General features: G+C 58.9%; 19 protein-coding genes. 4 read left to right on the forward strand and 15 right to left on the reverse strand.

Annotated features, from left to right (window positions below; genetic code table 11):
- Positions 1 to 52 precede the first annotated feature (52 nt).
- The 6 genes from ACF0H7_RS14990 to ACF0H7_RS15015 form a co-directional block, all read right to left on the reverse strand.
- A complete protein-coding gene (locus ACF0H7_RS14990) occupies positions 53 to 1,423 on the reverse strand; it encodes a heme utilization protein (protein ID WP_397453512.1) in 1,371 nt (456 codons plus the stop codon).
- Positions 1,424 to 1,480: 57 nt separating this feature from the next.
- Complete coding sequence (locus ACF0H7_RS14995) at positions 1,481 to 2,071, reverse strand: adhesin (protein ID WP_397453513.1); 591 nt, start codon at positions 2,069 to 2,071, stop codon at positions 1,481 to 1,483.
- 1 nt (position 2,072) lies between these two features.
- Entirely contained in the window at positions 2,073 to 2,510 is a 438-nt protein-coding gene (locus ACF0H7_RS15000; protein WP_397453514.1) for a hypothetical protein, read from the reverse strand.
- 324 nt (positions 2,511 to 2,834) lie between these two features.
- Complete coding sequence (locus tag ACF0H7_RS15005; protein ID WP_397453515.1) at positions 2,835 to 3,362, reverse strand: AAA family ATPase; 528 nt, start codon at positions 3,360 to 3,362, stop codon at positions 2,835 to 2,837.
- Positions 3,359 to 3,922, reverse strand: coding sequence for a nicotinamide riboside transporter PnuC (gene pnuC, locus ACF0H7_RS15010; RefSeq protein WP_397453516.1), 564 nt, complete (start codon positions 3,920 to 3,922; stop codon positions 3,359 to 3,361). The genes ACF0H7_RS15005 and pnuC overlap by 4 nt, the downstream gene beginning before the upstream one ends.
- A 362-nt stretch (positions 3,923 to 4,284) precedes the next feature.
- On the reverse strand, positions 4,285 to 5,919 hold the full coding sequence (locus ACF0H7_RS15015) for a methyl-accepting chemotaxis protein (RefSeq protein ID WP_397453517.1): 1,635 nt from the start codon (positions 5,917 to 5,919) through the stop codon (positions 4,285 to 4,287).
- 258 nt (positions 5,920 to 6,177) lie between these two features.
- Between ACF0H7_RS15015 and ACF0H7_RS15020 the strand changes: the two genes are divergently transcribed.
- A complete protein-coding gene (locus tag ACF0H7_RS15020; protein WP_397453518.1) occupies positions 6,178 to 7,008 on the forward strand; it encodes an undecaprenyl-diphosphate phosphatase in 831 nt (276 codons plus the stop codon).
- 11 nt (positions 7,009 to 7,019) lie between these two features.
- Positions 7,020 to 7,442: a DUF1294 domain-containing protein gene (locus ACF0H7_RS15025; protein ID WP_397453519.1), complete on the forward strand. Its 423-nt coding sequence runs from the start codon at positions 7,020 to 7,022 to the stop codon at positions 7,440 to 7,442.
- A 3-nt stretch (positions 7,443 to 7,445) separates the two neighbouring features.
- Here ACF0H7_RS15025 and ACF0H7_RS15030 read toward each other — a convergent pair whose 3' ends face one another.
- The 3 genes from ACF0H7_RS15030 to ACF0H7_RS15040 all read right to left on the reverse strand — a co-directional run bounded on the left by ACF0H7_RS15030 (position 7,446) and on the right by ACF0H7_RS15040 (position 9,456).
- Complete coding sequence (locus ACF0H7_RS15030) at positions 7,446 to 7,790, reverse strand: MmcQ/YjbR family DNA-binding protein (RefSeq protein WP_397453520.1); 345 nt, start codon at positions 7,788 to 7,790, stop codon at positions 7,446 to 7,448.
- Positions 7,791 to 7,864: 74 nt separating this feature from the next.
- Positions 7,865 to 8,143, reverse strand: coding sequence for a hypothetical protein (locus ACF0H7_RS15035; RefSeq protein WP_397453521.1), 279 nt, complete (start codon positions 8,141 to 8,143; stop codon positions 7,865 to 7,867).
- A 392-nt stretch (positions 8,144 to 8,535) separates the two neighbouring features.
- Positions 8,536 to 9,456 carry a LysR substrate-binding domain-containing protein gene (locus ACF0H7_RS15040; protein WP_397453522.1) on the reverse strand — a complete coding sequence of 307 codons (921 nt, stop codon included), beginning with the start codon at positions 9,454 to 9,456 and terminating at the stop codon, positions 8,536 to 8,538.
- 129 nt (positions 9,457 to 9,585) lie between these two features.
- On the opposite strand from ACF0H7_RS15040, the gene ACF0H7_RS15045 reads away from it, so the two are divergent.
- Both ACF0H7_RS15045 and ACF0H7_RS15050 read left to right on the forward strand, forming a co-directional pair.
- Positions 9,586 to 10,197, forward strand: a complete 612-nt coding sequence (locus ACF0H7_RS15045) for an FMN-dependent NADH-azoreductase (protein ID WP_397453523.1) — start codon at positions 9,586 to 9,588, stop codon at positions 10,195 to 10,197.
- 376 nt (positions 10,198 to 10,573) lie between these two features.
- Positions 10,574 to 11,617 carry an alpha/beta hydrolase family protein gene (locus ACF0H7_RS15050; RefSeq protein WP_397453900.1) on the forward strand — a complete coding sequence of 348 codons (1,044 nt, stop codon included), beginning with the start codon at positions 10,574 to 10,576 and terminating at the stop codon, positions 11,615 to 11,617.
- Positions 11,618 to 11,973: 356 nt separating this feature from the next.
- Here ACF0H7_RS15050 and ACF0H7_RS15055 read toward each other — a convergent pair whose 3' ends face one another.
- The 6 genes from ACF0H7_RS15055 to treZ all read right to left on the reverse strand — a co-directional run bounded on the left by ACF0H7_RS15055 (position 11,974) and on the right by treZ (position 22,219).
- Complete coding sequence (locus ACF0H7_RS15055; RefSeq protein WP_397453524.1) at positions 11,974 to 12,732, reverse strand: PIG-L deacetylase family protein; 759 nt, start codon at positions 12,730 to 12,732, stop codon at positions 11,974 to 11,976.
- An 80-nt stretch (positions 12,733 to 12,812) separates the two neighbouring features.
- Positions 12,813 to 14,930: a glycogen debranching protein GlgX gene (glgX, locus tag ACF0H7_RS15060; RefSeq protein WP_397453901.1), complete on the reverse strand. Its 2,118-nt coding sequence runs from the start codon at positions 14,928 to 14,930 to the stop codon at positions 12,813 to 12,815.
- Between the two features lie 237 nt (positions 14,931 to 15,167).
- Complete coding sequence (locus tag ACF0H7_RS15065) at positions 15,168 to 15,527, reverse strand: DUF2934 domain-containing protein (RefSeq protein WP_397453525.1); 360 nt, start codon at positions 15,525 to 15,527, stop codon at positions 15,168 to 15,170.
- Positions 15,528 to 15,544: 17 nt separating this feature from the next.
- Positions 15,545 to 18,337, reverse strand: a complete 2,793-nt coding sequence (locus ACF0H7_RS15070) for a malto-oligosyltrehalose synthase (RefSeq protein WP_397453526.1) — start codon at positions 18,335 to 18,337, stop codon at positions 15,545 to 15,547.
- On the reverse strand, positions 18,334 to 20,412 hold the full coding sequence (malQ, locus tag ACF0H7_RS15075) for a 4-alpha-glucanotransferase (protein ID WP_397453527.1): 2,079 nt from the start codon (positions 20,410 to 20,412) through the stop codon (positions 18,334 to 18,336). Before malQ ends, ACF0H7_RS15070 begins: the two co-directional genes overlap by 4 nt.
- Positions 20,402 to 22,219 (reverse strand): malto-oligosyltrehalose trehalohydrolase, encoded by a 1,818-nt coding sequence (gene treZ, locus ACF0H7_RS15080; RefSeq protein WP_397453528.1) that lies wholly within the window; start codon positions 22,217 to 22,219, stop codon positions 20,402 to 20,404. The genes malQ and treZ overlap by 11 nt, the downstream gene beginning before the upstream one ends.
- Positions 22,220 to 22,228 lie beyond the last annotated feature (9 nt).

Genomic DNA, 22,228 nt, shown 5'->3' on the forward strand with positions numbered 1-22,228 from the left:
TTCCTGGCGTGTTGAACAAGGCCCCCCGAAGGGGGCCTCGAGACCTCAACTGTTACAGGGAGGAGTTGGAGATTGCCAACGAGTTGCTTTGTTGGTTGCCTACGCCTGCAGCCACGTTGACACCCACGTTGCCACTGCTGCCTTGCACCGAACCATTCAGGGTTGCGGTGTTGGTCACAGGGTTTTTCCAGCCATCAGGGGTCAGCACTTGATAGGAGTACGTGTTGCTCAAATCAAATGCACTGGTTTCACTGTAATTGCTATTTGCGTCGAAGGTAGACGCGTGAGCTTTATCGTACGAAGTGCTGTACGAAGAGGCGTGCGATTTGTCGTACGAAGAGTCATGCGCTTTGTTGTAAGAAGAGTTATGCGATGAGTTTTGCGCTGCGGCGTTCGCAGCATTGTGCGATTGGTCGATCGATGCGTTTAGCGATGCGTCGAGTGATACGGCTAAAGCACCACTGTTGCTGTTGGTGTGACTGCCATGAGTAGAAGTGGCGGCCGCCGCCGCGTTCAAAGTAGCGCTTAAACTAGCGTTCAAGTTAGCGCTCGAAGAACCGCTCGACGAACTGTTACTTGCACTGTTCGAAGAGTTGCTCGCCGAACCGCTCGAAGAACTACTTGAGGAGCCGCTCGAAGAACTATTCCAAGAACCGTTCGCGGAACCGGCCGAAGCAGTCGCTTTATCAGCGTGCACACTGGCTGATCCACTGGCAGAGGAATGACCGCTGCTGGAGGTGGTGTTGGTCAGTGTGTCCATTCTGTATTGACGATCGGCGGAGTTCACCACGGTCAGACCAGGACCACTTTGAGTTGCAGAGGCGCTGGCTGTGGCGTTACCCATCGGGGTGTTGGAGTTGGCGATCGCCATGGTGTTTTTCTGCTGGTTCAGATCACCACCAGCAAGGTTGACACCCAGGTTGCCGCTGCCGCCATTGACCGATCCGTTCGCCACTGCAGATGCAGTGCTGGAAGCGTTGTAAACGCTGTTTTTGCTGCTCGTTTGCGTGACTTTCGCAGTGGAGTTAGCGGTGCCGAACACGAAGGCGTTATCTTGCGCCGACGCATTGGCGCTAGCGTTTGCGATGGCGGCGGCGTTGTCTTGTTGGTTGCCGTCGCCGGCCGCCACGTTGATACCAACGTTGCCGCTGTCGCCTGTGCCCGTATTGTTCATCGTGGCATTGTTTACAGTGCCTTGGTTGACCATCGAATTGCCGGTGCTGGTCTGCGAGTCCATCGCATTAGCTGTTGCGGTGATGCTCACTTTTACTTGAGGTGGTGGAGCGGGGGTGTGTTGGCCTCCGTGGTGGTGGCGGTTATGGTCTGACGAGTTGTTCTCGTCACCTTGTCCAGCCTGTACAGCAACAGCCATGACCGCAGCGATTGCGAAAACCAGCGGCTTTATTGCCATTGATGGTTTCATGGTGTTTCTCCGTTTCTTATATTTTAGGTAGTTAAGTGTTGTTATTACCTGTTTGGGTCAATCCGAGACCCGTACGCTCAGGATGTTGGCCGTCTGGTTTCCCACCCCGGCGCTCTGATTCACCTGAATCACCCCACGACTTCCGGTGAAAGCCTGGTCGCTGGTAGCGATCTGGCGACTGCCGGGGGTTGGATTCGTTGAACCCGAGCTGTTGAGCAGCGTCACGTTCTGTTGCTTGAGGACGCTGTCGTCGAGACTTTGCGGCTGTGCACTGATAGCGATGTGCACCGCGTTGGCTTGCTGGTTGCTGGCGCCGGCGCTCTGGTTGACACCCAGAATGCCGCTGCCGTTACTGAAGGAGTTGCCGCTGATGGTTGCCTTTGCGTCTATCGTCGGGTCGGCGGCGTTGTGCAACCGTTGACGAATCTGGGTGTTGGCGCTGGCGTTCGGGCCAATCGCGATGGCACGGGCGTTGGCCTGTTGTTGTTGGTCGCCGGCAGCCTGGTTCACCGCTGCGTTGCCCTGGTACTGCTGGCCGGAGCTATCAATCTCGGCATTATTAATGACGGGAGCACTATTGATGACAGGAGGTTGAGCAAATGCCGAAGCGCTGCAAAGCATCGCGAGAGCGAGGAGCGTACGCTTCATTTTACTGCCCCCCGGTGATGACTTTTAGTGCGCCCAGACCCTGCTGAACGTTTTGGTTCACCATGTTGGCAATGCCGTTATTGGCACCGCCGGAGTGACCCGCTGCCATGCCAGGAGTCTGCGTTTGACCGTTGTTGATGCTGTTGAGCACGGTCCCGCCGGGGATCATCGAATTTCTGACGTTCATGCCGGTGCTGACGTTGGCGAAGTCACCATCACTCAGCTCGTTGGTCTGCGGGAGTATGTATTTGGAGGGGTTGGCATTGGCGGTGGTGGGGTTGGGGTCGGGCACCATGGGTTGCACGGTCGCGTTACGCGGTTGCACGGTACGCAAAATGACAATGATGCCGTCTGCAGCCAGAGTGGGCAGGCTTAAGCACGATCCCAGAACGCATCCAATCAGCAGGAGTCCAAAAAGACGATTTTGTTTAATCTCCATGACAGCAAGCCCTTCTTTGACGCGCTGGCCCTAATCAGCGATGCAGGAAGGACAGCAGAAGCTGTGCCGACTTCTGTTAATTCTTATGAATCAATGAGTTAGGAATTAATAGACTCACGCGTGCAACAGCCATGTAACGACGTTGTTACAGATCCAAATGAGTGAAAGGGCGTATCAGAGTCTTGGTGACGTCAATCCGGTCATTTGGGCGGTGTCTCACCAAATTAACAGAACCCGTCATAAAACCGTCGAACCGTCTGCTACGGGGGTTTGCTGGGCCCAAGGTGTAACACCGTTGGACACACTCGGCGGACTACTGACGATTCAACGCTCGTTCAGCAGGCGTTCAACGCTGGCAATCGCCTGCTCAGCGCGCGTGTTCCAGTCACCGTGGATGATCTCGAAGGCCTGCCGATGGTGTTCCAGCCAGCGCTGGCTGGCCGCAAAAAATGTTTGCCGATCAAGCAGTTCGGGCTGGCAGCGCTGTCCGTCGGCCGTCCATTGGATTCCCTCTGGCGCCAACAGCAGATGCAAATCGTAGTGGCGAGCGAGGAGTTGTTGTTCCAGCCAGTCCGGGCAATCGCCAAACAAGGTCTGACTCCACACTTTATTGCTCAGCAGATGAGTGTCGAGAATCAGCAGGTGCGGTTGTCGCGCCCGAGCCGCATCTTCCCAGCGCAACTGACCTTCGGCGATCAGCGGGATGTCGGCGTAACAGGTATCGCGGGCCTGCTGATCGATGAAATGACGAACATATTCGCCCACCGCCTCACCGCCAAAATGCGCCAGCAAGTGCGCAGTCAAGCGGCTTTTGCCACTGGATTCGGGGCCAGTCAGCACAACCACTTTCATCGGCAAGCAGCCAGTTCGCGATGCCACTCGCGCCAGCCCTGCACGGCGATCAGGGCGAACAGCGCGTAAAGGGTGGCGGTCAGGTACAGCTCTTTATAGATGAAGAGGCTGACGAAAATCACGTCCAGCACGATCCACAACAGCCAGCACTGCGCGCGCTTTTGCGCCATCCACATTTGCGCCACCAGGCTGAAGCCGGTCAGGGCGGCGTCCAGCCAGGGCTGTGCCGCATCGGTGAAGTGGGCCATGGCGGCGCCCAAGGCCAGACTAAGCGCCGCACCTGCCAACAGGCCGAGCAGCAACGGCGCCGTGGCCAGATAGGTCACCACCCGGGTGTGTTGCGCCTGGCCGCGCCGCGTCCATTGCCACCAGCCGTACACTTGCAACACTGCGTAGACCCCTTGCAGCAACATGTCCGAATACAGCTTCACGCCGTAAAAAACCCAGGTGTACAGCAACACCATGACCAGGCCGATCGGCCAGCACCAAGGGTTCTGCTTGACGGTCAGCCACACGGCAATCACGCCCAGCGTAGCCGCGAACAGCTCAAGCCCTGACATTGAAACTCCTTGGCGACGACAAAAACGGGGGGCGATTGTAAGCGTTTTCCGGGGAGAGGGCATGGGGTGGATGGCTGATCGATTGCGTAACGGCTATTCGCCAACAAGTTAGTCCCACAGGGATTTGTGGTTAGACAAAAACTTAGGGTTGCCCCCATTTTGTAGGAGCTGCCGAAGGCTGCGATAAGGTCGGAACGACCTTCGCGATGACCGTTGATCGCAGCCTTCGGCAGCGCCTACAGAGATTGTGTGTTGCGCGAGAACATAGAATCTCCCACAGGGCTCCAGCTGACCAGATTTTGCATCAGGCCTGGATCCGTGTGGGAGTCAACTTGTTGGCGAAGGCGATTTAATGGATGGCGCTAGACCCGAAATTGCCCCAGCAGCCCATTCAAACGATCACTGAGCTGACGCAGATGCACGCTGGCTTCGCTGGAGCGTTCGGCGGCATGGGCGGTGTCTTGCGAAAGGCTGGCGGCGTGGGTCACGTTCTGGTTGATGTCTTCGACCACGTGCGCCTGTTGCAGGGTGGCGCTGGCGATCGAAGCGTTTAACCCGTTGAGGTTGCGCAGGGCCTGGGCGATGGCATTCAGGCTGTCACCGGCCTGAGTGGCCTGGGTAATGGTCAATTGCGAGGCGCTGCTGCTGTCACCAATGACCTTGACCGCCGCGTCGGAGTGGCCTTGCAGGCGTTCGATCATCTTCTGGATTTCCGCCGTGGATTGTTGCGTGCGCTGGGCCAGCAGCCTTACCTCATCAGCCACCACGGCAAAACCCCGTCCCTGTTCGCCAGCGCGGGCCGCTTCGATGGCCGCGTTCAAGGCCAGCAGGTTGGTCTGGTCGGCAATCGAGCGAATCACCTCCAACACGCTGCCAATCTGAGTGCTCTCCGTGGACAGGGTCTGGATCACGGTCACGGCCTGGTTGATGGTGCTGGACAGCTGGTCAATCTGCCGCAAACTACTGTCGATGCTGACTTGCCCCTGCCGCGCCTTGTCTTCGGCGTCGCGCATCTCGCTGGCGGCTTGTTCGGCGTTCTTCGCCACGTCTTGCACGCCATAAGTCACTTCGTTGATGGCGGTGGCCACCAATTCCATTTGCTGCGACTGTTGCTGGCTGTGGCGCTGCGCCTGAGTGGCGTTATTGCCCAGGTCAGTGGACGCTTGGCCCAGTGCGGCGGCGGCTTCCAGCAATTGGCGAATCATGTCCTGCATTTTGCGGGTGAAGGCATTGAAGTGGGTAGCCAGCAACGTCACTTCGTCTCGACCCTGGGTGCTCAGGGTCCGGGTCAAATCGCTGTCGCCACTGGCGATATTGGCCATGGCGTCGACGGTGTCCTGCAAAGGGCGGACGATGCTGCGGGAAATCATTATCACCAGCAGCATCAGAATCAAAGCAATGCTGGCGCCGGCCAGCGAGGCTTTCCAGACCTGGGCGTAGAACTCATTCTGCACGTCATCGACGTAGACGCCAGAGCCCAGTACCCAGCCCCAGGGCTCAAACAGTTTCACGTAGGAGGTTTTTTCGACAGGCTCATTGGAGCCTGGTTTTGGCCAACGGTAATTCAGCGGGCCAGCACCCTTGCTTTTGGCGATGGCAACCATTTCGTTAAACACGAAAATGCCGTCGGGGTCTTTGATCGCCGAAAGGTCCTGGCCTTCAAGTTTTTGATTGGCCGGGTGCATGATCATCACCGGGCGCAAATCGTTGATCCAGAAGTAGTCAGTCTGGTTATAGCGCAGGCCGCGTACAGTGGCGAGAGCCTGCTGCTGCGCTTGTTCGCGGGTGAGCTTGCCGGCGGTTTCCTGATCGTGAAACCAGCCCAGAATGCCGCTGGCGGTGTCCACTAACTGGTGGGTTTTTTCCGTTTTACCCATGTACAGGTCGCTGTGGATCTGCTTGAGCATCAGCATGCCCAAGGTGAACAGCATCAGCACAGAAACGACCAGGATCAACCACAAACGCCGGCTGATCGACACACTGCGCAAGCTATTCATAAACGCTACTCCATTCTGCTTTTATTTTTGTTTTGTCAGCTGATCCCATCACAACATGTTTCAGAATGTTTGCGCTAGAGCGGTAACTCATTCTGTCTGATAGGCTTTCGGCGCTTTTTCGGCAAACGTGAGCAGATAACAGCTTTTTCACTGGTCCATGTCGATAATTCTCGCCTGACGCTTGTCAGACGTCTCGCACGTAATCGCTTTAAACATTATTAAAGGGGCCTGTCACGCGCAGCGCTTCATGGGGGAATGATGGATCTTTGGACGGCCACGCAGGCAGCGATACTTGGGGTAGTGGAAGGATTGACGGAGTTTTTGCCCATCTCCAGCACCGGGCATCAGATCATCGTTGCGGACTTGATCGGCTTTGGCGGCGAACGGGCCATGGTGTTCAATATCATTATCCAGCTGGGCGCTATTCTGGCCGTGGTCTGGGAGTTTCGTCGCAAAATTCTCGACGTTGTCGTTGGCTTGCCTTCGCAACCCAGCGCGCAAAAATTCACTGTCAATCTGATCATCGCCGTATTACCAGCCGTGGTACTCGGGGTGTTGTTCGCGGACCTGATTCACGAATATCTGTTTAATCCGATTACCGTGGCCACCGCCCTGGTGATCGGCGGGTTGATCATGTTGTGGGCGGAACGCCGTCAACACACAGTCCATGCCGACACTGTGGACGAGATGACGTGGGTCGATGCCTTTAAAATCGGCTGTGCGCAATGCCTGGCGATGATTCCGGGGACTTCGCGATCCGGCGCCACCATTATCAGTGGTCTGGTATTTGGCATGTCGCGCAAGGCCGCCACCGAATTTTCGTTTTTCCTGGCGATGCCGACCATGGTCGGGGCAGCACTGTATTCCGGATATAAATACCGGCATATGTTCCAGCACGATGACCTTCCGGTGATTGCCATCGGTTTTGTCGTCTCATTCATCTTCGCGATGATCGCGGTCCGGGGGCTGCTCAAGTTTATTGCCAGCCACAGTTACGCGCTGTTCGCCTGGTATCGAATCGTCTTCGGTTTGCTGATTCTGGCAACCTGGAAGTTTGGCTGGATCAATTGGGCGGCGGTGACGGCGTAAGGACGGGATTGATGGAGCAGCGCGCACAACCACGGCGCAGGCAGTCGCCGGTGCAACATTTACGATTGAAGCTGTGTGTATTCGTGGTCGTGTGCGCCTTGCCGTTGTTCGGCGCACTGTCGCTGCTGGCTCGCGGGGTGTCGGCGCTGCCGGCCGAGGCTTACGCCGTCATGAGCGCGCTGACCTTCTTCCTTTATTGGCGGGATAAACGTCAAGCACTCACGGCCGGTTGGCGGACGCCGGAAAAACTCCTGCACGGCGCCGAACTGCTGGGTGGCTGGCCAGGTGCCTTGCTTGCACAGCAAAGCTTGCGGCATAAAACCCGCAAGGTGTCCTATCAAGTGGTGTTCTGGCTGATCGTTGTGCTGCACCAGGTGTTCTGGATCGACCGACTGCTGATGGGTGGTCGATTCCTGTCGCGGCATCTTTACTGAATGTCAGAGCTTCAAGCCAATCTGGCGGATCTTCGGTAACTTGCCGACGACCAACTGATGCGAGCGGGTCAGCAGATCCTGCAACTCTTCGCCACTCAGCGGGTAGGGCGGTTCGATGCTGATCCAGTGGGCTCGTGCGAGGTAGGGTGCGGGTCGAATGCCGGGACGGTCGACGTAACCCAGAAACAAATCAGCGGCGACTTTAAAGGACAATCCGGCGCCCGCCAGGTCCAGCACGGCAAACATTTTCGTCTCGGCGATCGAAAACACCCGGATGCCGCCCCATTTATAGTCTTCACGCGCGCCTGGCAGTTGCAGACAATACGCTGCGACCTGGTCCGGAGTCATGCTGGCTTCCCTGATGATGGACGATTGACTGTCAGCGACGGTGGTCGCCGCTGATCAAGCGTCGCAACAGTACCTCAAGCGCTGCGGCGTTGCATCGAAGGGCGCGATTTTGGCGCAGTATTGCCGGTTTCGAGGTCAAGCAGGTGCGAAGACAACACATCGCTGAGGAAACGAAATTGATCATTCAGCCCGACCACTTCATTGTTGAAGTGATTGGTTGCCGACGGCATTAAAAACGCAGCAAAACTGCTGTCATTAATCAGTTTTACTTGTTGGCGAAAAATGAACTTTTGCGAGTAGTAGTTGTTGCCGAACTGTGGAAAAGAGACAGACAAGCTGATCTGACGAATCATGTTCGTGACTCCGCATTAAAAGAGGTGACAACTTTTTAAACGTGGCGGACCGGTGTATTAAATGGCCCGGACAAACAATCAGTGTTTGGCGGCAACAGTCGCCGGAACAACGACATCAAACAGCAGGCGTGAAAACACAGTCAGCGTCACGGCAGTCAGGGCTAAACAGGTGAGGAGATGAATGAACATGTTTAAACCCTCTTTCTATTTGCGTTGTGTGTAGTTGAATAGTACGCCCCTGCTGCCGAAGCAAAAGAAATTCGCGGCGATGATAGTTATCGACAGGAATGATGGTGGCAAAAAGACGGTAGGGTAGGGCCGATGTCAGAGGGAATTGCCGCGGCGCCCTGATGAGGGTACCGCTTGGGCTGGGTCCCTTGTTCAGTGCATCATTAATCTGATCTGAATACCGGGGCCCATGATTCATCAGTGAACGCTTCAGTGATGTGATCAATCCAGGCGCGAACGGCCGGGAGCACGCCGCGACGTTGGGTATAAGCCGCCTGCAGGTGTCCGCTGGGCAGCGACCATTGCGGTAATAGCCGAATCAATCGGCCGTCCGCGAGCTCCTCGCGGCAATTCATCAGCGGCAGCATGGTCATGCCCATCCCGGCCAGCGCGGCGGTTTTGCGAATCGGGAAATCATCGATGGACAACCGTGCTTCAAAGGCGACCTCGCAGCGCTCGCCGTTGTCGTGCACCAGTAAGAAGTGAACTTTACGATCAGCCTCGGTGGCCCCCAGCATTGGCAGATTCGCCAGGTCCTGGGGTTTTTCGATCAGTTGACCGTTGAGTAACCCGGGAGAGGCGACCAGCACGGCGTAGGCCGGGGCCAACTGGCGGACGATCAGGTTCGGGTCGTCATCACCGACATCACGCACCCGCAAGGCAACGTCGATGCCTTCATTCACCAAGTCGACCCGGCGGTTGACCATCAGTATCTCCAGTTGAACCTGAGGATAGTGCGCCATGAAGGCAGTGACGGTGCCGGACAGGTTCCAATGGATCAAACCCACCGGGCACGAGACCCGCAACCGCCCTCGGGGTTCTGCCGAGAGCGAGGCCACCGCCTCATCGGCCATTTCCGCCTCCAGCAACATCGCCTGGCAATGCTGCAGGTAACGTTCGCCGACGGCGGTCAGCGCCAGTTTGCGCGTGGTGCGCTGCAACAGGCTGGCATTGAGCCGTGCTTCCAGTTCGGCAATGCGGCGCGACAGGCGCGATTTGGGAATGCCCAATTGCCGCCCGGCCGCAGCAAATCCGCCGGCCTCGACCACTTTGGCGAAGTAATAGAGATCGTTGAGGTCTTGCACGTGGGAATCACTCGATTGTTCTATGGGTAGGACAAACTATCGCATTTTCGCTGACTAATCAGTCATTGGTTTACGCTGTAGGATTATCCAACTTCGTCGCCCGGTGGCGATTACTACTTGGAGAGTTTCATGAAACTTCTGCACATCGATTCCAGCATCCTGGGTGACCACTCTGCTTCCCGTCTGCTCAGCCGCAGCGTCGTTGAGGCGTTTACCGCCGTCGAGACTGGCAGCCAAGTGACCTACCGTGATCTGGCTGGCGACGCCCTGGGCCACTTCTCCCCGTCGACCCTGGCCGCTGCCGGCACGCCAAGCGAAGCACGTGATGCGGCGCAGCAGGCTGAAGTCGACAACAACGAAGCCGTTCTGCAAGAGTTCCTTGCAGCTGACGTCGTGGTGATCGGTGCACCGGTCTACAACTTCACCATCCCAAGCCAATTGAAAGCCTGGATCGACCGCATCTCGGTGGCCGGTCGTACCTTCAAGTACAACGAAACCGGGCCAGTAGGTCTGTGTGGCGGCAAGAAGGTCATCATCGTGTCGACCGCCGGCGGCCTGCATCAGGGTCAACCGTCTGCTGCAGGACACGAAGACCTGCTCAAGGTGTTGTTCGGCTTCATCGGTGTGACCGATCTGGAATTCGTCTTCGCCCACGGCCTGGCTTATGGCGACGAACCACGCGCCAACGCGATGACTGCTGCGCAGAAGCACATCAGCGAGCAACTGTTCAGCGTCGCGTAAAAAATCGTTGCGTTCAGCCGTTGAACGCAACGCTTCACCCCGAAACTCCGTAGCTCCCGTGCGTCACGACGCGCGCCGGGTTACGGAGTTTTTTGCTTTGGGCGTCATCTCAAGCGCTTATTGCGACCAATCATCATTCTTGACGGCTTATTGACAGGAAACTCTGGGGCTTTAGCGTTAGAATTCTTCCTGTCGAAATGTGACAGAAATTCGGGCGGGCATCGCCTTTCGGAAATATTTTTAACGCTTGGCCCGAGTTATGCAGTGGTCATTGGGCAGCTAATCTTTGCTTAGCGGCGCGCGGTACACGGAGCGGGGCAGGGCTTGGCAGACTGCTGACGTGGCTTTCATGGATCTACACAGGTTGGGCCTGACTATGGTGCGTCTTTGTGCAGTGATGTTGATATGCCTGCTTGGGAGCCTGATTTCGGTGCAAGCCGAGGCGGCGCAGCATTGGAGCGCTGGGTATCATCGCCTGACGTTCCTTGATCCACTGGATTTACAGCCGATGCATGCCATCGCCTTTTATCCATCGACCGACGAAAAAACCGTCAGCAAGGTTGAAGGCTACAAAATTGACGCTCGGGAAGACGCAACGATCGCAATGGGTCGTTTCCCTCTGCTGATGCTGTCCCACGGGAACACCGGTACACCTCTGGCCCTGCATGACCTGGCGACCTCGCTGGCACGTAAAGGGTTTGTGGTGGTCGCAGTGATTCACCCTGGCGATAACTACCTTGACCACAGCCGCCTGGGCAGTCTGAGCAACCTGTACGGCCGTCCGCTGCAAATTTCCGAAGCCATCAGCGCGGCGTTGGTCGATCCGCTGTTGTCGCCTTATGTCGACGCCAAGCAGGTCGGGGTGATTGGCTATTCGGCGGGTGGCGAAACCGCATTGATACTCGCCGGCGCCCAGCCGGACCTCAAGCGTTTGCGTAAATATTGCGCCGAGCGTCCACAGGATAAAGACGCCTGCACCACCAAGGGCGAGTTGACGGTCGATCGCGATGACTTGCACCCTGAGGCAGACCCACGGGTGGGGTCGATCATGCTGATGGCGCCGCTGACCCTGATGTTCGGACGCCAGGCGCTGGCCGACGTGCACGTCCCGGTGCTGCTCTATAGCGGCGACGGCGATCAACTGCTGGCCTTGGACAAAAACGCTCAAGCGCTGGCGCGCAAACTGCCTGAGGCACCGGATTTCAAACTGTTGCCTGGCGCCGGGCACTTCGTGTTTCTCGCCCCCTGTTCTGACGAGCAAAAAGCACTGATGCCGGGGTTGTGCACGGATGCCGATGGGGTTGATCGGGTGAATATCCACCGCAGCCTGAGTGCCGATGCGGTGCGCTTCTTCAGCGATACGCTGGTGCAGTCGAGTCGCGAAGGGCATGCTGGATTGCTGACGGCGCACACTGATTAATTGCCTTTGTCGGCAAGCCTGCTCACACAGAGGATCGCGTAGCAGTCCGGCTCCGGCTTCGGCTCTTGATCTTCGCGATCCAACTGACGAAACCCAATGTCGCCCCGTTCCCAGCAGGCCGAACGAGGTCCTGTTCCGGGGCAAGGACCTTTTGCTTACTTTTGGGTGGTCCGGCATTCCGGCTGTTTGCCAAAAGTGAGCCGCCGTAAGGGCGGAACCCTGCTTTCAGCCGACACAAACAACGGATATACACACCAGTTCAAGCATCATGCAACAGCGTCAGCCGCTTAAACAACGCTATCATCGGTAAGTGTTGCATGCGCATAGCCAAGGCGATATTTACGGCACCGAGGCCCTCACATAAACACCACCTCAAACGGCTGCAGCAACCGCTCCAGCACTTCCCGTGGCAACGTCGCCGGCAATCCAGCGTCAGGATCACCCAACAGCTGACTGGCCAAGGCATGCGCGGCATGGCGTTTACGCGCCACGCTAATGGGGTCCAATAGCACTTTGCGCGCCCGTCGCCACGGAATCAGTTGATCCTCCGGCTTGGCCCAGCGCCATGCCCAGATCGGCACTTCGTGGATTCTCGCGCCCACCGCCGCAGCGGCCCGGGCAGCGGCACGACCCACGGCATCATGATCACTGTGGCCATCATGATCCCAACTGGAAAACACCACATCAGTAGGGCGCAGGTAGCGCTCGAGGAAATCGGCCAGTGCGCTCTCTTGCCCCGCGACCGCATGATCGGCAAAACCACCGCGAATCCATTTCAACGGGTGCAGCGGCAAGTCGAGTCGGCGCAGGGCTTCGGCGCTCTCCTGCGGACGGATCACGCTCAAGCGCTCCGCCGGCCACAGCAGTGAACCGGGGTAGGCGGCACAGCCGTCGGTGACGGATATCAGCTGCAAGGGACGACCCAGCCGGGTCAATACCTGCATCAAACCACCGCAGCCGAGGATCTCGTCGCCCGGATGTGGGGCAATCACCACGGCACGAGTGCCAGGCGGCACCAGTACGCTGGCAGGAATGATGGGCAACTGCGCCAGCCGTTTCGACTGTTTCCACGCCTGCAGCAGTGTTCCTTTGCCCATACCCAGATTTGCGTTCATAGAAACCCCACATCCATGTCGGTGATTGGTCAATGGTTGACCTCGCTCGCCGAGCGTCGTTCCTCAATTCGATTCCCGACTCAGGACGCTTCCTCGCGGTGCAGCTCAAACAGCACCAGGGAGCGCGCGGTCATGGTGAACTGGGTGCCGAACGGCAGTTGTTCCTTGCCGCGATTGTCAGGCTGATTGGTATCGATCAAGCTGGTCCAGTAAACCCCTTCCGGCACTTCCGGCAAGGCGAAATTGACCACGTCGTGGTGCGAGTTCACCACCAGCAACAGGGTCGCATCATCGCCGCGCCGGCGAATACCGGTCGCTTGCGCACGGCCGTCCATCAACATGCCCAGGCAACGGTTGTTGCCGTCCTCCCATTGTTCAGTGGTCATGTCTTCGCCGTCCGGCGCTAACCACGTCACGTCCTTGACGCCGATTTCTTCGTTGTATTCGCCCACCAGGAAGCGTCCGCGACGCAACATCGGGTAAGCCAGACGCAGTTTGATCAGGCGTTTGACGAACTTGAGCAGCGACTTGCCGTCCTCATCCAACTCCCAATTGACCCAACCTATCTCACTGTCCTGGCAGTAGGCATTGTTATTACCGTGCTGGGTGCGGGCGAATTCATCACCGGCGACCATCATCGGCGTGCCCTGCGCGAAGAGTAGCGTGGCAAAGAAATTGCGCATTTGCCTCAGGCGCAACGCATTGATTTCAGGATCATCAGTGGGACCTTCGACGCCATGGTTCCAGGACAGATTGTTATTGCTGCCGTCCTGATTGTTTTCGTCATTGGCTTCGTTGTGCTTGTCGTTGTAGGAGACCAGGTCATGCAGGGTGAACCCGTCGTGGGCGGTGATGAAGTTCACTGAAGAGCACGACTTTCGACCACGGTGGTTGAACATTTGCCCGGAGCCGGTCATGCGTTCGGCAAAATCGCCCAGTTGGCCTTCGTCGCCTTTCCAGAACGCGCGCATGGTGTCGCGGAACTTGTCATTCCATTCCATCCAGCCAGGCGGAAAGTGGCCCACTTGATAGCCGCCCGGGCCAATGTCCCATGGCTCGGCGATCAGTTTTACCTGGCGCAGCAGCGGGTCCTGGCGACAGGCGACCAGAAAGCTGTGACGCTCGTCAAACCCATCACGGTAACGACCGAGGATCGTTGCCAGGTCAAAGCGGAAACCGTCGACATGCATTTCCGACGCCCAGTAGCGCAGGGAGTCCGTGACCATTTGCAATACGCACGGGTGGCTCAGGTCCAGGGTATTACCGGTGCCAGAGTCGTTGATATAGAAGCGTTTGTCGTCGGCATTCAGCCGGTAGTAGGAGGCGTTGTCGATACCGCGCATCGACAGGGTCGGGCCGAGTTCATTGCCTTCGGCGGTATGGTTGTAGACCACGTCGAGAATCACTTCGAGGCCGGCATGGTGCATGTGCGCGACCATTTCCTTGAACTCGGCGATCTTGCCATGGGCCAGGTAACGCGGGTCCGGGGCAAAGAAGGTGATGCTGTTATAGCCCCAGTAGTTGGTCATGCCTTTTTGCAACAAATGCTGGTCGTTGACGAAACCGTGGATCGGCAGTAGCTCCACCGAGGACACGCCAAGCTTGCGCAGATGGTCGATGACGCCTTCCACCATCATTGCCGAGAAGGTGCCGCGCAGTTTTACCGGGACGTCAGGGTGGCACATGGTGAATCCGCGAACGTGGGTTTCATACAGGATGGTTTTGTCCCACGGCACGTTGACCCGCTGATCACGGCCCCAGGTGTAGGCCGGGTCGATGACTTTACTCTTGGGCACGAAAGGCGCGCTGTCACGCTCATCGAAGCTCAGGTCACCGTCGGGATGACCGATGGTGTAGCCGAACAGTGATTCCGACCATTTGAGGCTGCCCACCAGTTGCTTGGCATAGGGATCGATCAGCAGTTTATGGTGATTGAAACGGTGACCATTTTTCGGGTCATACGGACCGTAAACGCGGTAGCCATAAATCAATCCGGGGTGTGCATCAGGCAAATAGCCGTGAAAAATTTCATCGGTGTATTCGGGGAGTTCGATACGCTCGATTTCGACCTCGCCCGACTTGTCGAACAGGCACAGCTCGACTTTGGTGGCGTTGGCTGAAAACAGCGCAAAGTTGACGCCCAGGCCGTCCCAGCTGGCGCCCAGCGGAAACGGCAGTCCCTCGCGGATGCGTGACATAGACTGCTCAGGCTGCGCAGACGTGGGCGCGCTTTGCTTGTCCTGGGCGCGGTTCTTTTCAGTACTGGCATGTGGCGTGCTCATAAACGTTCCCTGAGTCGAATGTTTTCTGGAAGCGGCCGAAGCCAACATCGCAGCCTGTCGGCTCCGATGCAGATTAGTTATCGGTGGTAACGACCGCAGCGTTGATCGGTGTTGAGTCGATCGCTGCGGTCAAGGTTCGCGCTGGCTGAACCGTCAGGTCGCTGAAGGTTTGCGTGGCGCTCGCGGTTTTTTCACGGCGGGGTCTGTAGGCGCGGCAGCTGATTGGGCAGTCGGCCTGTCGGCAGGTTTCGCAGCAGCCTTGGACGCTGCCGGCTTGGCGGCCGGTTTTACGGCGGATTTGGAGGCGACCGGTTTTGCATCGCCTGCGCCATCGACCTTGGGCAATTTTGGCTTGGCGGTCTTGCGCACTTCTTTTTTGTCAGGGGCCAGGGCCTCGGCTTCGGCAAGCTTTCGCGCCATTTCCCAATGGCGGTCATCCTGACCGTGGGGTTGCCCCTCCGACTCCCAAATTTGATAAGCAAAATCGCGGATACGTTTTTCGTCGGCACTCATCTCGACACTCCCAGATATTACGCAGTTTGAATCATCAGGTTTACAGAAAAATCCTTGAGCGCTGTGCTGAGCAACAGCTCCTTGCCAGTTGTGACTACAGGCGCGGAAAAAAGTCCCGTCCATCGATAATCGGCCTCATCGACGGGCAATATCACCCGCGTATCGCCCCAACCCTCGGCACTGATCAATGGAGTTTGCGCAGTGCCCAATAGTTCACTGCACAAACGTGGCACGATGATGATCGCGTGATGACCGTCGATCTCGCGCGCGAAGGCAAGCACCTGTTCAGCATGCAAACCCAGTACCGACAATGGGATATAGGTGCCGTGACTAAATAAAGCCGCGTGCTCGGCGCGCTGCTGTAGCGTGCGGGCGATCAGCGCTTGCTTGATCCGGCCGTCCTGCCACGTCGCCAGCAGCGCGTCGGCGCCAAGGTTGTGTTCGAGTGCCGCGAGCCGGGCAGGGTAGTCGACCGGGCGGCGGTTATCCGGGTCGACCAGGCTGAAGTCCCAGAACTCGCTGCCCTGGTACAGGTCCGGCACGCCGGGCGCGGTCAGGTGCAGCAGGGTTTGTGCCAGGCTGTTGAGTGCCCCGGCGACAGCAATCCGGTTGGCCGTCGCGCCGACTGACTGACGTAACGCCAAGCCTTCCGGTGCCAGCAACAGCCCCTTGAGAAAGCCTCGGCAAGCGCTTTCATACGCCTCGTTCGGCGCACTCCAACTGCTCTGCAACTTGGCTTCGCGCAGGGCTTTTTCCTGCCACTTGACCATGCGCTCGGCATAGTCGTTGAACGCCTGTTCGCCCTCCAGCAGCAGCGGCCAGCTGGCGAGCAACGCCTGGTACAGCATCAGTTCATCGCCAGCGCTAATGGTGACGGCGCCGAGCTTGAGCACCATGCCCAATTGCCGCCAGCGCTCGACTTGTTCGCCATACCACTCGGCACATTCGCTTAAGACCGCCAGGCGTGCACGGCTGTCTTCACCCCGTTTGTGGTCATGGGTGGCGGTCGCCAACAGGTTGTCAGGAAAGCGCTCGAGCCGCTGCAGACACGCCGCATGAAAATCGGCGGCGGGCGCACTGAAATGTTGCGGATGAAAGCCGACGTCATTGCGCGACAGCAGCACGGCAGAGCGATAAAACGCGGTGTCTTCCACCGACTTGGCCGCCACTGGCGAAGTCAGCTGTTGAAAGCGCACACAGGCGTGGCGATGAATCTTGCGGGTGCGCCCCGGCGCTAGCGTGCACCAGGCTTGACCACCGAGCCAGCGATCGAGGTAATCGAGCACCGGCCAATCCGCCTCGCCGAGGGTGGTTCGTGCGCCAGCGAGGGCTTGGGCAAAGAAACGCTGGTCTTCATCGGTGCGCCCGCAGACGTTGATGTAGGTGCGGTATATCGGAAAGTGGGTGACCAGTGCCAGCAAGGCCCGACGAATCGCGCCGAGGGTCAGGTCGCGGCTCATCAGGTCGCTGCGGGCCACCTGCAACAACGCCTGAGCGACGCTTTCAAAATCACCGGCGAGGGTCCCGTGCAGCACCAGGTTGCGCGCTTCCAGTACTTCCTGATTGAAGTCCGCAGGGCGCTCGCTGAGGCGACTCCACAACTCGCCCAAGGGGATTTCCCCGCGAGGGTCGTGTTGCAGCAGCGACACCTGGTTCATGAATTCGTAACCGGTGGTGCCATCCACGCCCCAGTCCTCGGCCAACGGCTCATCCGGGCCGAGGATCTTTTCCACGAAGATCGGAAACTGCAACAGTTGCGTGTGTTCTGGGCGCCGGGGCAGCAGACCCTCAACCCGGCGCCGCAGTTTGCGGCAGTAACCACGGGGGTCGGCCAGGCCGTCGATATGGTCAATGCGCAAGCCATCGATTAGCCCTTCGCCAATCAGCTCAAAGATCTTGCCGTGGGTCGCCTCGAACACGTTGGGCCGCTCGACCCGCAGGCCCCCCAGTTCATTGATATCGAAAAACCGACGCCAGTTGATGTCATCGCCCGCGGTGCGCCAGCTGGCCAATCGGTAGTGCTGCTGTTCCAGCAATTGATGCAAGCGTTCGAAGCCTGGTGCGTGGCGCGAGTCGTAGAGCTGCACACCCTGTTCAATGGCCTGGTGGATCTCTTGCTGTCGCGCCAGCAGCGCCAAATCGGCCTTGGCCTGGCGCGCGCGCTCATAGGCTTGCGGATAGTCCGCCAGGGCGGCAAAGCGTTGGGCGATCTCAGCCAGTTTTGGCTCACCGGCAGCGGCCAGCAACGGCGCGTAAGTCGTAGGGTTGATCGGAAACTGATGCTGGTAATGTTCAATATAAAACGCGCCATTCGCCGCATCGAAGCGCAACGGAATCTCCCCGGCTTGCAGCACGGTGCCGTAGTCGGTGCTGAGGAACGGCAGCAGCAACTGGCCTTCCAGCAGTGGGTCCGGGGAGTGCCACTGAATGTCGTAAAAATCGGCATAGGGGCTGCGTCGTCCCCATTCCAGCAGGTCCAGCCACCAAGGGTTATCGGCGCCGCCGACCGCCATGTGATTGGACACGATGTCGAGAATCAGGCCCATGCGCTCCTTGCGCAGGGCGCCAATCAGGCGGCGCAGCGCGGGCTCGCCACCCAGTTCCGGGTTGATGATCCGTGGATCGACCACGTCATAACCATGCATCGACCCGGCCCGCGCCTTGAGCAACGGCGACGCATACACATGGCTGACACCGAGGCTGGCGAAATACGGCACCAACGGCACCGCATCATCGAGGGTAAAACCCTTGTGGAATTGCAGGCGCTGGGTGGCCCGCAGCGGCTGCAAGGGGACGAAGGACTCAGTCATCGGTCTCGCTCTTCAGCCTGCAGGCGCGACTGCGACAGCAGTTCCAAACGGCGGGCGGCAGTGGCATCGTCGAGCAGGGCGGTGCTGGCACCCGGTAGCCGGCGTCGCCAGTTCGGATGGGTGTCGATGGTTCCGGGCAGGTTGGCTTGCTCTTCGATACCCAGGGCATCCTCCATCGGCAGTAGCACCAGGGGCGCGCGGGTATGGCCCAGGTAGCGAATGCTCGCATCGATGACGTGTGCGCTCTCGCTGTGGTCGCCGCGAAAATTGGCCCAGTCCTGGCTCAGCGCATGGCGCAAGCCCTGTCGTTCGCGCTGGCGGTCCTCGCGCCATTGACGCTCGGCGTATTCATCGATATGCCCCAGGCGGCTGCTGAGGTCAATGTCCAGTCCACCCCACCAACCGGCCAGGGTCGGCAGGTCGTGGGTGCTGGTGGTGGCGAGGGCATCCGCCGACCAATCGAGGATCGGTTTGAAGTGCGCGTTGTGTTGTTCGAACAGCAACACACGCATGCCGAGAATGGCCCGTGCCGACAATTTATCGTGCAGGCCAGGTGGCACGGTGCCGAGGTCTTCACCGAGAACAATTGCTTTATGTCGCCAGGACTCCAGCGCCAACAGGCGCAGCATGTCGTCCAAGGGGTAGTTGAGGTAAGCACCGTCGGCGGGCGAAGAACCCATCGGCACCACCCACAGCCGTTGCAGGCCCATGATGTGGTCGATGCGCAAACCGCCGGCATGGGAGAAGTTGGCCCGCAGCATTTCGATGAACGCCCGGAAACCATGGCGCTTGAGACCGTCCGGCGAGAACGCGGAAATCCCCCAGCTTTGTCCGGCACGGTTGAGGATGTCGGGTGGCGCGCCGACCGTCAGTGAGGAAAGCAGTTCGTCTTGCCGACTCCAGGCCTGACTGCCGCCACCGTCGGCGCCGACGGCGAGGTCGGCAATCAGACCGACCCGCATGCCACTGACCCGTGCTGCGCGCTGGGCTCGCTCCAGGCCGCGGGCGATCAGCCATTGGACGAACGCGTGAAATTCAATCTGCCGCTGGTGTCCGGCAGCGAAATCGGCAATTGCCTTGCTTTGCGGCTGCTTGAAATCTTCGGGCCATTCACGCCAGTCCTGAGTCATCTCCAGCCGAGGGCATTCGGCTTGCAGCGCCTCGAAACGGCAGTGATTTTCCAGCGCCTCGCCGCCAGCGTGACGGAAGCGCGAGAAGTCTTCCTGTAACGGGTGGGCCTCGGTGGAAAAATCGTCATAGAGCGCTTGCAACAGGGTCCATTTGGCGGCGGCAGCGCTCGGCCAGTCGATCAGCGGCAGCGCCTCAAGACGCGCAAACTCCGCGCCGAGTTCAGTTTCCGCAATCGCTTTGCGCAACGCCGGCTCACCGAGAATCGCCCCCGGTGCCGCGTACAAACCGTTGAGAAACAGCCGGCTGGAGGGCGAGTAAGGGCTGTAACGGTCGGTGTCGTGGGCAAACATGGCGTGCACCGGGCTGATCGCCAATGCGTCGGCACCCCGTTCGCCCGCAGCACTGGCCAAGGCTTCGAGCGCCAGGGTATCGCCGAAACCGCCATCGCCTGGGCGGCGCAATGCATACAACTGAACCGTCAGCCCCCAGCTACGCGGGGCCGCCGAGCCGGTGGCCATGCCCATGCTGTAGCAACTGTTGGGCGCGACCGCCACGGTCAGGTGTTGGCCGGCGATGTTCAAGCGTTGGTAACCCACGGGGGCCAATGCTGGCAGTTCAGCGGCTGCGGTCAGTGTGCCCTCGAGCGTGCTGCCATCCTCCAGCGTGAGGCTGAAAGGGCTGTCGGCGGCAAACCAGGCCGACAGGTCCAACAGGTGCCCCTGATCAACCGTCAGCAGCGGGGGCGGAATGTGGTGTTCGCTGGCCTCGTTCAGGCGATGCAGGCTCGCTTCAATCTCGGCGGCACTGTGGGCGGGATAGCCCAGGCCATCGAGGACTGTGCGCAACACCTCAGGGGTAACGGTTTGCGCGCGTCCGTTGGCGTCGATCCAATCAACCGCCAGGCCGGCTTGTTCGGCCAATGTGCGCAATTGCTCATTGATCATCCTGTTCCTCCAATGCATCTGTCGCTGTCAGGCTGACAATGGCCGTATAGGGATTGAGAGTTCCCCGCCGGGAAAGTTCTGCTGCGTCGGACGGTGAGGCGAAAATGATGTGTTCCGAGGGAAGAGGGTCTGCGTCGATGTTCACGGGCTGGGCGCCGAGATTGAGGTCGATGCGCAAAATGCTGCCATCGCCCATGCGCCAGCGCGCGGTGACCGCGCCCTCGGCCAGTACCTGCGAGCCCAGCGCCCACGTATCGGGTAGACGCGGCACGATGTGTTGGTGACGCAAGTCCAGTAGTTGCTGATACAGCGCTTGCCATTGTTGGTGATCAAGGCCTTTGTCGGTGTCCAGCGACAGCGCCGCGAACGAAGGCCGGGAGGCGTCGAACGTGCTCTGAGCGTTGGGGTCCGGAATGCGTTGACGTTGTGCTTCGTCAGCGAACGCCGGAAAATCGGCAAACTCGCCACGACGGCCTTCACGTACCGCATCGGCCAATTCGCCGTGGTGACTGGTGAAAAACAAGAAGGGCTCGCTCGCAGCCCATTCATCGCCCATGAACAGCAGGGGGATCATCGGCGACAGCAACAGCAGCGTCGTCGCGGCGCGCAGTGCAGGCGCCGGGCACAGCTGCGACAGCCGCTCGCCAAAGGCGCGATTGCCGATTTGATCGTGATTCTGCAGGAACAGCACGAACGCGCTGGGCGGCAAATGACCGCTGGGTTGGCCACGGCTGTGACCATGGCGATTGCTTTCGCCTTGATACACAAAGCCCTGACTCAGGCAACGTGCCAGCTTGTGTGTAGGTTCGTGGGCAAAATCTGCGTAGTAGGCGTCGTGCTCGCCGGTCAGCAGTACGTGCAAGGCGTTATGCCCGTCGTCATTCCACTGCGCGTCGAAGCCTTGTTGCAACAGGCTGGCCTGGTTCAGCTCGTTTTCCAGGTTCAGCCAGACATGCCGAGAAGGGGTGATCTGTTGCCGAACCCGATGGGCAAACTCCTGAAGGAAGGTGGGGTCGTTGATGGCGTGGACCGCGTCCAGACGCAAGCCGTCGAAGCGGTATTCCAAGAGCCACATCAAGGCGTTGTCGATAAAGAAATCGCGGACTTCCTGGCGGCGAAAGTCGATGGCGGCGCCCCACGGGGTGTGAAGGTCTTCGCGGAAGAAGTCCTTGGCATAGACACCCAGGTAATTGCCGTCCGGCCCGAAATGGTTGTAGACCACGTCGAGAATCACCATCAAGCCATGCCCGTGGGCGGTGTCGATCAGGTGTTTGAGTTGTTCGGGAGAGCCATAAGAAGCCTGCGGCGCGTAAGGATACACACCGTCATAGCCCCAGTTGCGTTCGCCGGGAAATTGCGCCAGTGGCATCAGCTCAATCGCGGTAATACCTATCTGCGCGAGTCGCGACAGATGTTTTTCCACCTCGGCATAGCCGCCCAGCAGCCCCACATGCAGCTCGTAAATCACCGCTTCATGCCAAGGCCGCCCGAGCCAGGCAGGGTGCTCCCAGTGATAGGCCTGGTCGACCACGACACTGGGCGCGTGCACATCGCCGGCCTGCGCACGGGACGCGGGGTCGGGAACCTGCCGTTCATCATCGATGTTGAAACGGTAACGGCTGCCGACTGGACAGCGCAGCTCCAGTACAAACCAGCCGTTGTTCTGCGGCAGCATCGCCAGTGACGGCCCATCCTCGAGCTCGACACTGACGTAGTAGGCATCCGGGGCCCAAAGGGCGAACCGGGTGTGCTCGGAGTCCAGCAATACGGCGCCGTGGCGCCAGTCTTCATCCGTGCGCAGAGGCATCCGTTGACC

Source organism: Pseudomonas sp. NA-150, from assembly GCF_044336365.1.
Taxonomy (GTDB): domain Bacteria; phylum Pseudomonadota; class Gammaproteobacteria; order Pseudomonadales; family Pseudomonadaceae; genus Aquipseudomonas.